The 13,514-nt window shown below is 65.8% G+C and carries 10 protein-coding genes and 1 pseudogene; 5 read left to right on the top strand and 6 right to left on the bottom strand.

The genetic code is table 11. From position 1 onward, the window contains the following. Positions 1 to 2: 2 nt before the first annotated feature. From AWJ14_RS08340 to AWJ14_RS08330, 3 genes are all read right to left on the bottom strand, one after another. Positions 3 to 944 (bottom strand): carbohydrate ABC transporter permease, encoded by a 942-nt coding sequence (locus AWJ14_RS08340; RefSeq protein WP_066177425.1) that lies wholly within the window; start codon positions 942 to 944, stop codon positions 3 to 5. Next, positions 937 to 1,842, bottom strand: coding sequence for a carbohydrate ABC transporter permease (locus AWJ14_RS08335; RefSeq protein ID WP_066177422.1), 906 nt, complete (start codon positions 1,840 to 1,842; stop codon positions 937 to 939). The genes AWJ14_RS08340 and AWJ14_RS08335 overlap by 8 nt, the downstream gene beginning before the upstream one ends. A 68-nt stretch (positions 1,843 to 1,910) precedes the next feature. After that, on the bottom strand, positions 1,911 to 3,143 hold the full coding sequence (locus AWJ14_RS08330) for an ABC transporter substrate-binding protein (protein WP_066177419.1): 1,233 nt from the start codon (positions 3,141 to 3,143) through the stop codon (positions 1,911 to 1,913). A gap of 251 nt (positions 3,144 to 3,394) precedes the next feature. Between AWJ14_RS08330 and AWJ14_RS08325 the strand changes: the two genes are divergently transcribed. The 5 genes from AWJ14_RS08325 to AWJ14_RS08305 all read left to right on the top strand — a co-directional run bounded on the left by AWJ14_RS08325 (position 3,395) and on the right by AWJ14_RS08305 (position 9,443). Further along, on the top strand, positions 3,395 to 4,390 hold the full coding sequence (locus tag AWJ14_RS08325) for a LacI family DNA-binding transcriptional regulator (protein ID WP_245304172.1): 996 nt from the start codon (positions 3,395 to 3,397) through the stop codon (positions 4,388 to 4,390). A gap of 61 nt (positions 4,391 to 4,451) precedes the next feature. Beyond that, positions 4,452 to 4,778 (top strand): ArsR/SmtB family transcription factor, encoded by a 327-nt coding sequence (locus AWJ14_RS08320; protein ID WP_066177413.1) that lies wholly within the window; start codon positions 4,452 to 4,454, stop codon positions 4,776 to 4,778. 163 nt (positions 4,779 to 4,941) lie between these two features. Further along, positions 4,942 to 7,782 (top strand): molybdopterin oxidoreductase family protein, encoded by a 2,841-nt coding sequence (locus tag AWJ14_RS08315; RefSeq protein ID WP_066177411.1) that lies wholly within the window; start codon positions 4,942 to 4,944, stop codon positions 7,780 to 7,782. Further along, a complete protein-coding gene (locus AWJ14_RS08310) occupies positions 7,779 to 8,525 on the top strand; it encodes a 4Fe-4S dicluster domain-containing protein (RefSeq protein ID WP_066177408.1) in 747 nt (248 codons plus the stop codon). Before AWJ14_RS08315 ends, AWJ14_RS08310 begins: the two co-directional genes overlap by 4 nt. A gap of 6 nt (positions 8,526 to 8,531) precedes the next feature. Continuing rightward, a complete protein-coding gene (locus tag AWJ14_RS08305) occupies positions 8,532 to 9,443 on the top strand; it encodes a dimethyl sulfoxide reductase anchor subunit family protein (protein ID WP_066177405.1) in 912 nt (303 codons plus the stop codon). 22 nt (positions 9,444 to 9,465) lie between these two features. Here the strand turns inward: AWJ14_RS08305 and AWJ14_RS08300 are convergent, their stop codons facing one another. The 3 genes and pseudogenes from AWJ14_RS08300 to AWJ14_RS08290 form a co-directional block, all read right to left on the bottom strand. After that, the gene (locus tag AWJ14_RS08300) at positions 9,466 to 11,508 is read right to left on the bottom strand and encodes a TRAP transporter permease (RefSeq protein ID WP_066177402.1); all 2,043 of its coding nucleotides are present in this window, start codon (positions 11,506 to 11,508) and stop codon (positions 9,466 to 9,468) included. Positions 11,509 to 11,587: 79 nt separating this feature from the next. Next, positions 11,588 to 12,610: a TAXI family TRAP transporter solute-binding subunit gene (locus AWJ14_RS08295; protein ID WP_066177400.1), complete on the bottom strand. Its 1,023-nt coding sequence runs from the start codon at positions 12,608 to 12,610 to the stop codon at positions 11,588 to 11,590. A gap of 171 nt (positions 12,611 to 12,781) precedes the next feature. Continuing rightward, a pseudogene (locus AWJ14_RS08290) lies at positions 12,782 to 13,514 on the bottom strand (succinylglutamate desuccinylase/aspartoacylase domain-containing protein); the annotation flags it as partial.

The raw sequence follows: 13,514 nt of genomic DNA, 5'->3' as shown, positions 1-13,514 counted from the left end.
TCTTATCCCTTCACCGCACCGGCCGCGATACCGCGCACGAACAGCTTGCCGGAGACGAAATAGACGAACAGCGGCACCAGCCCGGTCAGGATGGTCGCGGCCATGTTGACGTTGTATTCCTTCACCCCCTGGACCGAATTGACGATGTTGTTGAGCTGGACCGTCATCGGATAGGTGTCGGGCTTGGTGTAGATCACGCCGAACAGGAAATCGTTCCAGACGCCGGTTATCTGGATGATGATGGCGACCACGAAGATCGGCAGCGCCATCGGCAACATGATGACGAAGTAGATCCGCCAGAAGCCTGCGCCGTCGACGCGCGCCGCCTTGAACAGCTCCTCGGGAACGGAACTGAAGTAGTTCCGGAACAAGAGCGTAAGAATCGGCATGCCGAAAATCGAATGCACAATCACCAGGCCCCACAGCGTTCCGTACAACCCGATTTCCCTCAGAAGGATGACGATTGGATAGATCATCACCTGATAGGGAATGAAGGCGCCGACGATGAGGATGGTGAAGAAGGTGTCGGCGCCCTTGAAGCGCCAGTTGGAAAGGGCATAGCCATTGACCGAGGCGACCGCGATCGAGAAGATCACCGACGGCACGGTGATCTGCACAGAATTCCAGAACCCCCGGCTGAGCCCGTCGCAATTGAGCCCGGTGCAGGCGGTCGCCCAGGCCTTCACCCAAGGTTCGAAGGTGATGTCGACCGGCGGTGCGAAAATGTTGCCGAGACGGATCTCCGGCATGCCTTTGAGCGAGGTCACGACCATCACGTAGAGCGGAACCAGGTAATAGGCGGCCACGACGATCAGCGTGCCGTAGATGAAGATGTTGCGCCGCGAAAGCTTCGGGCGGGGCTTGGCTCCCCTCGGGCCGGAGATCCGGTCCGTGACCGGGTCCGTGCCCACGGCGACGGTGTTGAGGGTCTGAACGTCAGCCACGCTTGCCACCTCCGAATTCGAGATAGGCCCAGGGCACGACGATGATGGCGACCGACAGCAGCATCATGGTCGAGGCGGCAAAGCCCTGCCCCAGGTTCTGGGCAAGGAACATGTAGTCATAGACATATTTCGCGGGCACCTCGGAGGCACCGCCGGGACCGCCGCTCGTCTGCGCCACCACCAGGTCGTAGAGCCGCACGATGCCCGAGGCGATGATGACCAGCGTGGTGATGAAGACCGGCCGCATCATCGGGATGACAATGAACAGATAGGTCTTCCACATCGGGATTCCGTCCACCCGCGCGGCCTTCCAGATGTCCTCGTCGATGCCACGCAGCCCCGCGAGCATCAGGCACATGACCAGGCCCGTGCCCTGCCAGAGCCCGGCGATCAGGATGCCGTAGATGACGATGTCCTGGTCATAGAGCGGATTGAAGGTGAAGCTCTCCCAGCCGATCGCCCGCACCAGGTGCTGCACGCCGAAATCGGGATTGAGGATCCACTGCCAGGTCAGCCCGGTGACGACGAAGGACAGGGCGAAGGGGTAGAGAAAGATGGTGCGGAAGACGCCTTCGAAGCGGATCTTCTGATCGAGCAGCGCCGCCAGCACGAAGCCGATCACCAGAGAGAAGATCAGCGAGAGCACGCCATAGACGACCAGGTTCTCGATCGACGTCCACCATCGCGGCGCGGACCAAAGCCGCTCGTACTGGTCGAGACCGACGAATTTGAGCCGCGGCAGCAGTTTGGAATTGGTGAACGAGTAGACGATGGTCCACACGGTTCCGCCCAGGAAGACCATCAGGGCGGTGAGGATCATCGGGATCGACGCCACCTTTGCGTTCAGGTTCCTGAACAGCTGGCTCGGGCGGCGGGCAGCGGTTCCGCTGGTGTTCATCACGTCCTCCACGTCTGCGCGGACAGGCCGGTCCGCATCGGATCGGCCTGCCGCGTTCGGCGTTGAAATCAATCGGCGGATGCGATGATGTCAGCGTAGCGTTTCTGCGCTTCTTCCGGCGTCATGGACGGGGTCTTGAAGAACTCGACGAACAGGTCGTTGAGCTGGTTGTTGGTGTCCTCGGTGTTGAGCTGGTTGGTGTCGGGAATGATGTTGCCCTTGGCGAGGATGTCGAGGCCCTTCTTCATGCAGTCATTGGCCGCCGAGACATCGACGTCCCCGCGCACCGGCACGGACCCCTTTTTCAGGTTGAAGGCGACCTGGGTCTGCGGGTTGAGCATGGTCGAGGCGAGGACTTCCTGTGCCGCGGTCTTGTCGGCATCGTCCAGTTTCGGGAAGTAGAAGGAATCGCCCCCCGTCGAGATCAGTTCGTTGACGCCGAGGCCGGGCAGGCAGGTGTAATCCTTGCCGGCGACCTGGCCCGCGACCTGGAACTCGCCCTGCGCCCAGTCGCCCATGATCTGCCCGCCGGCCTGGCCGGTGATGACGAGATTGGTGGCCTGGTTCCAGTCCTGCACGTTGGATTTCGCCGACAGCCGGCGCGCATCGTCGGCGGCCTTGAACACCTTGGCGATTTCCGGCCCCGCGGCCACCTCCGCGTCATGGTCCTGATAGACCTTGAGGAAGACGTCCTTGCCCGCGATGGCCGGGATCAGCACATTGAAGGTGCCGGTGGTCTGCCAGGACTGCCCGCCGATCGCCAGCGGGATCTTGCCGGCCTTCTCGAGCGCCGGACCCGCGGCGACGAATTCGTCCCAATTGGTCGGCACCGGCACGCCGGCATCCTCGAAGGCCTTGTTGGACAGCCACAGCCACTGCCAGGAGTGGATGTTGACCGGCACGCAATAGACCTTGCCGTCGACCGTGCAGCCTTCCAGCAGGTTGGCCGGGCGGATGACCTCCTTCCAGTTCTCCTTCTCGGCGAGCTCGGTGAAGTCGCGCATCAGGCCCGCCTCCACCAGTTCCTCGGCCTGTCGGCCGGTGTTGAACTGGGTCGCCCCCATCGGCGAGCCGCCGGTGATGCGGCTGACCATCACCGGGCGGGCGGTGCTGCCGCCGCCGGCGATCGCGCCGTCGACCCAGGTGTTGCCGGTGGCCTCGAAGGCCTTGGCGAATTCCGCGACGGCCGCGGCCTCGCCGCCGGAGGTCCACCAGTGGGTGACTTCCAGTTCGGCCGCGTTGGCGGTTACCGAGAGTGCCAGCACGGATGCACCAGCAAGAAAATGCTTGAATGTGTTCATCGAGTTCCCTCCCAGGAATGTTCCTCCGACCGGCCGCGCCGCTCTCCCGCAACGCTCCGGTTCCCCGGTGTCCTCACACCGTTTCAATCGATTACATCGCTCGTCCTACTCCCGCACTGCAATCGATTACATAAAGGTTGACCGTGATGAGAATTGGAGTCAAGTGATATTTACCGATGGTGGTTGAGCGCTGTCGGGGACAACCCGAGCGACGGCAGATCATGGAACCGAGAGCGGCAAGAATAACCGATGTGGCACGACTTGCGGGGGTGTCGACGGCGACCGTGAGCCGGGCCCTGAGCAAGCCGGAAACCGTTGCGGAATCAACACGCAACGCGGTGCTGGCCGCCGCTGAGAAGACCGGCTACCGGGTCAATCTGTCGGCCCGGAACTTGAGGCGGCAGCGCACCGGCGCCATCGTCGTGCTGGTGCCCAATCTCGGCAATCCGTTTTTCTCCGAGATCCTGGCGGGCATCGAGGCCGCGCTGTCGGAAGCCGACATCAACATGCTTGTGGTCGACACGCGGCAGGCGCATTCGAAGCCGCAACTGATCCTCGAATATCTGCATGCCTCGCGCGCCGACGGCATCATCGCGCTCGACGGTTCGCTGCCCGACGAGATCCTCGCCGTGGCGGGCGCGGATACCGGAGCGCCGCCGATCGTGTTTGCCTGCGAGTGGACCCCCAACGGCGCGTTCGCCTCGGTGCGCGCCAACAATGTGCGCGGCGGCGAACTGGCGATCGCCCATCTCGCCGATCTCGGCCATCGCCGTATCGGCATGATCACCGGACCGGGCACCAATGTGCTGACCGAGGCGCGCAGCAGGGGCGCGCTGAGCGCGCTGGAGACCCTGGGCCTGGCGCTCGATCCCGCCCATCTGTTCCCCGGCGATTTCAGCCTCAATGCCGGCGCCGGCGCTGCGCGGGCCTGGCTCGGGCTCGACCGCCGTCCGACCGCGGTGTTCTGCCAGTCCGACCAGATGGCCTTCGGGTTCATTTCGGAACTTTCGCGCCACGGCGTCAGCGTGCCCGCCGACGTGTCGGTGGTCGGTTTCGACGATATCGCCATCGCGCGGCGCTTCATTCCGGCGCTGACCACGCTGCGCCAGCCGCGCGAGCGGATCGGCATGACCGCCGCGCGACTGCTGATGGAGCATGTCCGCACCAACACCACCCCGGCGATTGAGACGACCATCCTCGAGGTGGAGCTGATCCGGCGCGACAGCACGCGGGCGCCGGGCGGTTGAAACTCCAGTCAAATTTCCTTATATAAAAGGAATCGAATGTTCAAGAAACGGACCACGGGCCATGCCTGATTCCCACGACATGCTTGAAATGGAACCGCGCATGAGCGACGCGGCGAAACTGATGGAAATGCTGTCGCAACCGGTGCGCCTGAGGATCTTGTGCATTCTGCTCGACGGCGAGCAAAGCGTTCTCAAGCTTGCCGAGATGGCCGGGCTGTCGCAGCCGGCGATGTCGCATCACCTGCGCAAGCTGCGCGACGCCGATCTGGTTGCCACACGCCGCGATGCCCAGACCATCTACTATTCGCTCAAGGGCAGGGAAGTCTCGGCGGTGCTCGAAGTCCTGCACGGTCTTTACTGCTCGCCCAAGGGCGACGCCGCCTGCTGAGAGCAGGCCGCATCCGGCAACTGGACTTAAAACTAGTCGAACTGGCCTCAGGCACCGGCCTTGACATTTCGCCCCCCGACGGGTCCGTTTGGCAGGCTGCGGGAGGAGACTCGCTGCAAATGCACGACGCAGGGCAGTCGGTCATGCGTGTTCAGGAGGGCGAATGGACCAGACCCGCGGGGCGAGCGACGCGACTGCCGACGGCACCGAGATCCGCAAGACCACCTGCTACATGTGCGCATGCCGCTGCGGCATCGACGTGCATCTGCGCGACGGTCATGTGAGCTATATCGAAGGCAACCGCGACCACCCGATCAACAAGGGCGTGCTGTGCGCCAAGGGATCGGCGGGGATCATGCAGCATTATTCGCCGGCGCGACTGAAGAAGCCGCTGCTTCGCACCGGCGAGCGTGGCTCCGGCGACTTCCGCGAGATCGAATGGGACGAGGCGCTGGCGCTTGCCTCAGAGTGGCTCGGCGAGGTGCGCCGCACCGACCCGCGCAAGCTCGCCTTCTTCACCGGCCGCGACCAGAGCCAGTCGATGACCGGCTGGTGGGCGCAACAGTTCGGCACGCCGAATTATGCCGCCCATGGCGGCTTCTGTTCAGTCAACATGGCCGCCGCCGGCATCTACACCATGGGTGGCGCCTTCTGGGAATTCGGCGCCCCCGACTGGGACAAGACCGAACTGTTCATGATCTTCGGCGTGGCCGAGGATCACGATTCCAACCCGATCAAGATGGGGCTCGGCAAGCTCAAGGCCCGCGGCGTCAAGGTGATCGGCGTCAATCCGGTGCGCACCGGCTACAACGCGATTGCCGACGAATGGCTCGGCATCACGCCGGGCACCGACGGGCTGCTGATCCTGGCGCTGGTGCACGAACTCCTGAAGGCAGGCCATGTCGATCTCGACTACCTGATCCGCTACACCAACGCGCCCTGGCTGGTGATCGACAATCCCGGCGGCGCCGACCATGGCCTGTTCGCGCGCGGCGAGGACGGCGTGCCGCTGGTGGCCGATCGAGAAGGCGGAACGATCGTCTCCTCGGCCATACCCGGGGTACGGCCAGCCCTCCGGGGCACCGTCGAGCTCGGCGACGGCCGGCGGGCGACGCCGGTGTTCGAGCTTCTGGCCCACAAATATCTCGATCCGCAGTATGCGCCCGAGAGCGTTGCCGGCCGGACCGGGATCGACGCGCAAACGATCACCCGCATCGCCCGCGAAATCGCCGCCGCCGCCTTCGAGCGTGAGGTGGTGGTCGAGCAGCCCTGGACCGACATGAAGGGCGAGCGCCACGCGCGGATGATCGGCCGGCCGGTGGCGTTTCACGCCATGCGCGGCATCTCGGCCCATTCCAACGGGTTCCAGACCGCCCGCGCGCTGCATCTTCTTCAGATCCTGGTCGGCTCGATCGATTGCCCCGGGGGGTTCCGCTTCAAGCCGCCCTATCCGCGACCGGTGGCAGGCCAGCCCCGGCCGCATGGCGGCGCCTGCGCCGACACGCCGCTCGCCGGCCCGCATCTCGGCTATCCGCGCGGGCCGGAGGACCTGCTTCTGGAAGCCGACGGGGAAACCGCGCAACGCATCGACAAGGCGTTTTCCTGGGATGCGCCGCTGTCGGCGCACGGGCTGATGCACATGGTGATCTCCAATGCGCACGCCCGCGATCCCTACGGCATCGACGTGTTGTTCATGTACATGGCCAACATGGCCTGGAACTCCTCGATGAATTCCGCCGCGGTGATGAAAATGCTCACCGACAAGGACGCGAGCGGCGACTATGTGATCCCGAAGATCATCTATTCGGACGCCTATTCGTCGGAAATGGTGGCGTTTGCCGACCTCATCCTGCCCGACACCACCTATCTCGAGCGGCACGACTGCATCTCGCTGCTCGACCGGCCGATCAGCGAGCCGGGCGCGATGTGCGATTCGATCCGCTGGCCGGTGGTCGAGCCCGACCGCGACGTGCGCGGCTTCCAGAGCGTGCTTCTCGATCTCGGCGCCCGCCTCGGCCTGCCGGGCATGGTCGATGACGCGGGCAAGCCGGTCTATCGGGACTATGCCGATTACATGGTCCATCACCAGCGCAAGCCGGGCGTCGGTCCGCTGTCGGGCTGGCGTGGCGAGGATGGCGACAAGACCGGGCGGGGCGAACCCAACCCGGACCAGCTTGCGCGCTATATAGAGAACGGCGGCTTCTCCGAGGTGCATGTGCCGGCCGAGGCGCTCTATTTCAAGCATGCCAACCGGGCCTGGAGCGACTGGGCGATCGCCCATGGACTGCAGGACGGGCCGGTCGACAATGTCTTCCAGCTCTATCTCGAACCCTTGCGCAAGTTCCAACTTGCAGCGGAAGGCAAGATCAAGCCTGCGGCTCCCGCCCATCACCGGGAGCGCATCGGGCGCTGCTTCGATCCGCTGCCGGTCTGGTACGAACCCTTTCTGGAAGACGGGCTCGACGAAGCCGCCTATCCGCTGCACGCGATCACCCAGCGCCCGGCGGCGATGTATCATTCCTGGGGCTCGCAGAATGCCTGGCTGAGACAGATCCACGGCGAAAACGCCCTCTATGTGCCTGGAACGGTGTGCGACGCGACCGGGCTTGCCGATGGCGACTGGGCGCTGGTGTCCTCGTCGTCGGCACAAATCCGCGTGAAGATCCGCCGCATGGACGCGGTCAACGGATCGACGCTGTGGACCTGGAACGCAATCGGCAAGCGCTCGGGCGCCTGGGCGCTCGACGCGGACGCGCCGGAGGCCACGCGCGGGTTCCTGCTCAACCACCTGATCGACGAATTGCTGCCGGCGAAGGGCGACGGCCGGCGCTGGGCCAATTCCGATCCGGTCACCGGGCAGGCCGCCTGGTTCGATCTGCGGGTGGCGATCCGCAAGGACCCCGACCAGACCACCGGCCACAGCCTGCCGCACGCATCGTCCCAGAAAAGCCCGGTCGGTGCGGCACCGCGCCAGGTACGGCACGGACGACGGAGGGCGCAATGACCAGCCTGCCCGCCTCGACCGACAAGCGCCTCGGCCTGGTGATCGATCTCGACACCTGCGTGGGCTGCCATGCCTGCGCGGTCAATTGCAAGGAATGGAACACCGGTGCCGGCGCCTCGCCGCTGTCGGATGCCGACGCCTATGGCGCCGATGTCTCGGGCGCCTGGCTCAACCGGATCCACACCTTCGAGGTCACGCCCGCGGATGCCCCGGCGCAGATCGTGCATTTCCCGAAATCCTGCCTGCATTGCGACGACGCGCCCTGCGTGACCGTGTGCCCGACCGGCGCCAGCCACAAGCGCAGCGAGGACGGGATCGTGCTCGTCACCGAAGACATGTGCATCGGCTGCGGGCTCTGCGCCTGGGCCTGCCCCTATGGCGCGCGCGAGATGGACCCGGTCGAAAACGTGATGAAGAAATGCACGCTCTGCGTCGACCGCATCTATGACGAAGTGCTGCCCGAAGAGGACCGGATCCCGGCCTGCGTGCGCACCTGCCCCTCGAACGCACGTCATTTCGGCGATTTCAACGATCCGGGCTCACATGTCTCGCGGCTGGTCGCCGACCGGGGCGGCATCGAACTGATGCCGGAAATGGGGACGAAGCCGGTCAACCGCTACCTGCCGCCGCGGCCCAAGGCCCGTGCCCCCGCGGCCGGCCCGGTTGCGGCCACCCGCCCGCAGACCGCGAAGGCCGACGGCTTTCTGGGCTGGCTCGACGCCGCGCTCGACAAACTCGGATAACACCTCATGCATCCAGCCGTTTCCGTCATTTTCTTCACCGTCCTGTCGGGTGCGGGCTTCGGGATGATCCTGCTGCTGGGCCTCGGGTTCGAGATCGACGGCGGCGCCGGGCGCGCCTTCGTCGTCTCCCTGGTGGCAGGCGGACTGGCGGTCGCCGGGCTGCTCGCCTCGGTCTTCCATCTCGGCCACCCCGAAAGGGCCTTGCGTGCGCTGAGCCAGTGGCGCTCAAGCTGGCTGTCGCGCGAAGGCATCGCCGCGATCGCGACGCTGGTGCTGTTCGGCCTTTATGCACTCGTCTGGATGACGACCGGCGACCGGCCGGCGCTTCTGGGGGGCGCGGCAGCCCTCGGCGCGCTCGTCACCGTGTTCACCACCTCGATGATCTACGCCCAGCTCCGAACCGTGCCGCACTGGAACAGCGCGCTCACGCCGGCCGTCTATCTCGGCTTCGCGCTCAGCTCAGGATGGCTGGTGGCAACGGCCCTGGGCGGGGCCGCCACTGCCGGCCTGTGGGGTCTTGCTCTGGTGGCACTGGCCTGGGCGCTCAAATGGGCCTGGTGGGTGCGGGCGAGCCGCAGCCGGCTCTCCACGGCAGCCTCCTCGCCCGAGACGGCGACCGGCCTGGGCTTTCTCGGCCGGGTGCGGTTGCTCGAGCGCCCGCACACGGGGGAGAACTATCTGACCCGCGAAATGGTGCATGTGATCGGCCGCAAGCATGCCCGCCGCTTGCGCGCGCTGGCGCTGGTCCTCGGTTGCGCGGTGCCGCTCCTCTGCCTTGCCCTGATCCATGTGACCGGCGCGCCGGCAGTGCTGACGCTGCTGCCGGCGCTGTCGATGATCGTGGGCCTCCTGGCCGAGCGCTGGCTGTTCTTCGCCGAAGCCGAACACGCCGTGTCGCTCTATTACGGCAACCGCTAAGGCCGCCAATGCAGCGCGCGGCTCAGGCGCCCGCGCTTTCGGCCGCCTGCTGCCTGCGCCATCCCAGCACCTGGCGCACCAGCACCGGCAAGGAGAGCACCACGCCGATCGCCATGGTGGTGAGCCCCGGCGCCACGAACAGAAGTGCCATCAGCCCCAGCCAGATCCGTTCCAGCCGGTTGAGCGGCGCCACCATGAAGCCGGTGAAGGCCCCGCCGAGCATGACGATGCCGAGCGTCGCTCCGGTCAACGTGATGAAGAACGCCTCCCAGGTGAAGCCCTGCGTGACCAAGAGCAGCGATGGCGAATAGACGAAGACGAAGGGCACCAACGCCTTGGCGATGCCGAGGCGGAAGGCGGTGTTGCCGGTCTGGAACGGGTTCGACCCGGCAATCCCCGCCGCCGCATAGGCCGCAAGCGCCACCGGCGGCGTGATGTCGGCCAGCACCCCGTAGTAGAAGACGAAGAAATGCGAGACCAGCGGCTCCACACCCAGGAGCGAAAGGGCCGGCGCCGCCACCGAAACCAGGATGATGTAGGTCGCGGTGGTGGGAATTCCGGCACCCATCAGGATACAGGCGAAGGCGGTGAACACCAGCGTGAAGAACAGCGCCAGCGCATTGACCGTGACCAGCCCCGCCGGCAGCAGCGCGGTCAGCGTCGAGCCCAGGTTTCCGGCCGTCTGGGTGATGATGAAGGACAGCCGGAAGGCAGTGCCGGTGAGCGTGACGACGCCGACGACGATGCCGACGACTGCCGCAGCCGCGCCCACGGCGAGCGCGTATTTGGCACCCAGCGAGAGCGAATCGATCAGGTCCTTGACGGTCAGCCGGTTGTGCGGCGTGATGAAGCCCACCACGATGCAGGCGGTGATGCCCCAGACCGCGGCATAGTCCGGCGTGCGGCCGGACAGGATCAGCACCATCAGGATCAGCAGCGGAACGACCGCGAGCCAGTTCTCGGTGAAGACCTTGACCAGTTGCGGCATCTCGTCGGGGCGCAGGCCGCGCAGGCCCAGCCGCTTGGCCTCGAAATGCACCATGGCGAAGATGCCGATGTAGTGCAGCAGCGCCGGGAACACCGCCGCATAGACGATGTCGCGATAGGGGATTTCGAGAAACTCGACCATGATGAAGGCGGCCGCGCCCATGATCGGCGGCGTGATCTGCCCGCCGGTCGAGGCTGTCGCCTCCACGGCACCGGCGAAATGGGGCTTGTAGCCGACTTTCTTCATCGCCGGGATCGTCAGCGATCCGGTGGTCACGGTGTTGGCGATCGACGAGCCGGAGATGGTGCCGAGCAGGGCCGAGGAGAAAATCGCGACCTTGGCCGGGCCGCCGGCATAGCGCCCGGCGATCGACGAGGCCACGTCGATGAACAGTTTGCCGAGCCCGATGCGGGTGGCGAGCACGCCGAACAGCACGAACAGGAACACGTATTTGGCGACCGCGCCCACGGCGATGCCATAGATGCCCTGGTCGGTCATGTAGAGATGGTTGACCAGCGCGCTCCAGGACGCGCCGGGATGGCGGAACACGCCGGGCATGTACTGGCCGAACAGGCCGTAGGCCATGAAGGCGACGGCGATCGCCATCAGCGTCCAGCCGATTGACCGGCGCGCCGCCTCGAGCGTGAGCAGGATCAGCGCCGTGCCCATGAACACGTCGAAGCCCGAGGGATTGCCGACCCGGACCGAGACCGCGCTTGCAGGCAGGAGCGGAAGATAGAGCGAGGCTGCAACCGCGAGCAGGCCGAAGGCCCAGTCCCACAGGCCGATGCCGCCCGGGCGCAAGACGCTCGAGGGATAGAGCGTATCGTTTTCGCGCTTGGTGGCGCCGAACACCAGGAAGATCAGCCCCAGCACGAAGGAGATGTGGATGCCACGATGGACCAGTTCCCGCACCAGTCCGAAGCCGGCTGCGTAATAATGGTAGATCGACATCGCGACCAACGCAGCCGTGACCAGAATCGTGACCGTCTTGCCGGTCGGCCGGAACGCCATTTCCGGATCGTATTTGCGCTCGAGTTCGGCCAGGTCGATGGCCGGTTCGTCGGTCCCGCTCATGGTGGTGTCCCCCGTTCCTTAACAATAACGGCCGCCCGGTTGCCCGGACGGCCTTTCTGCATGGTGTATCCGCGCAGCCTTACTTGATCAGGCCGACTTCGCGATAGAACTTCTCGGCGCCCGCGTGAAGCGGGATGCCGATGCCGTCAAGCGCGGTTTCCTTGGTCACGTTCTTGCCCTTGGCGTGGCCGACATCGAGCAGCTTGCGGGTGTTGTCGTTCCACAGCGCCTTGGTGATCTCGTAGATCAGCTCGTCCTTCTGGTTGGCGCTGGTGAGCCACTGTGCGCCCACGGCGACGGTGTCCGCGCCGGCAACGCCCTGGTACACGCCATCCGGGATCGGGTCCTTGGAGAAGAACGAGTATTCGGCGATCATGGCATCGACTTCCGGACCGGAGATCGGCACCAGCACCACGTCGGCGCTGGAGGCGAGTTCAACCAGCGTACCGGTCGGGTAGCCGCCGACAAAGAACAGCGCGTCGAGCTGGCCGTTGCGGATGGCGTCGGAGGCCGGGCCGGGCTTCAGGTTTTCGACGGTGACGTCGGATTCGGAGAGGCCGAAGGCGCCAAGGATCAGCTTGGCGTCGACATAGGTGCCGGAACCGGGCTCGTCGAGCGAGACGCGCTTGCCCTTGAGGTCCGCAACCGAGGCAATGCCCGAAGCCTTGGAGGCCACCAGGTGAATGTGCTCGGGATAGAGCGCGGCGATGGCGCGCAGCTCCTGCATCGGCTCCTGGCCTTCAAACGTGCCGGTGCCCGAATAGGCCCAGTAGGCGACGTCGGACTGGGAGAAACCGGAGCTCAGGATGCCAGACTTGATGGCGTTGACATTGGCGACCGAGCCGCGCGAGGACTGGGCGATGGCCACCAGGCCGGGCACGCCGCAGGATCCGCCCTCTTCGCAGCTGCGCGAGCCGGGCGGGTTGGAAATGGCGTTGGCGATCGCGCCGCCGAGCGGGAAGTAGGTGCCGCCGGTGCCGCCGGTGCCGATCGAGAAGAAGTTCATCTCCTGCGCCTGAAGCCCGGAGGCGCCGGCGACGAGGGCCGCGCCCAGCACCGCGGCCTGCGTGGCGCGCGCGATTGTCTTCGTGAAAATTCCCATGCTTGTCTCCCTGTTTCGGCGACCCGGCTTGGCCGTGGCCGCATTCCGAACTGCTCTGGCCGGTGTCGCGGCCCTGTCCATCCGCTCCTTTGTTGCGGTTTGGCGCGCTTTTGTCAAAGGTTCAAACCGCGCGACCCGCTGCCACGGACGCGCCACGGGCCGCCTGCCGCGTCAGTCCTCAAGCGCGCCGGCCTTGGCGAAGGGCGAGGGCGCCCGCGCCACCAGCTTGATCAGGTCGTCGCCCATGCGGATGAAACGACGGCCACGGCGGGTCAGCACGAACCCGTCCTGGGGCGCATGCACGGCGACGACCCCGCCCGGCTCGCCCGGACGGGTAACGACTTCGGCGACCAGCTGCCCGGCCTCGATGCGGTCGCCGGGCGCGACATGATAAAGGATCGTGCCCCCCACCGGGGCACGCACCATTTCCACATGGCGGATCGGTTCGGCGACGAAATCCGGGCGCAGCTCTGCGGGCACAGCGCTCTCGTCGGCGATCACGCCGCGGGCAACGAGAAAACGGTAAAGACCCTCGGCATCCTTGCGGGCAATCTCCGGGCTGACATCCAGCTGGCCGCGCAGTTCGACGGTGGTGCAGCAAAGCCCTTCGAGATCGCCGTCCCTGCCGGCCCGCGCGCGCATCTGCGCAAAGGCCGCCTCCTCGAAGGCCCGGTCGGAGCCCTGGTCCCACAGCACGGCGGCTTCCGCGTCGAGGCAGGCGGCGAGGTCCGACATGGCGGGCCACAGCGGCTCGGGGATGTAGAGATACTGCACGCTTTCGTCGTCGCAGTGCAGGTCGAGCACGATCGGGTGGTCGTCGGCCAAATCCAGAAGCCGGCTCTTGAGCCGGCGGTCGGCAAACACGGCGGCGGAGGGCGCATCGAGATGGCGCACGCCCTCTTCG

Origin of the sequence: Parahoeflea olei, from assembly GCF_001703635.1 — a bacterium.
GTDB lineage: Bacteria > Pseudomonadota > Alphaproteobacteria > Rhizobiales > Rhizobiaceae > Hoeflea > Hoeflea olei.
Note: the sequence above shows the minus strand (reverse complement) of the source record. Positions and strands in the feature narration are given on the sequence as shown.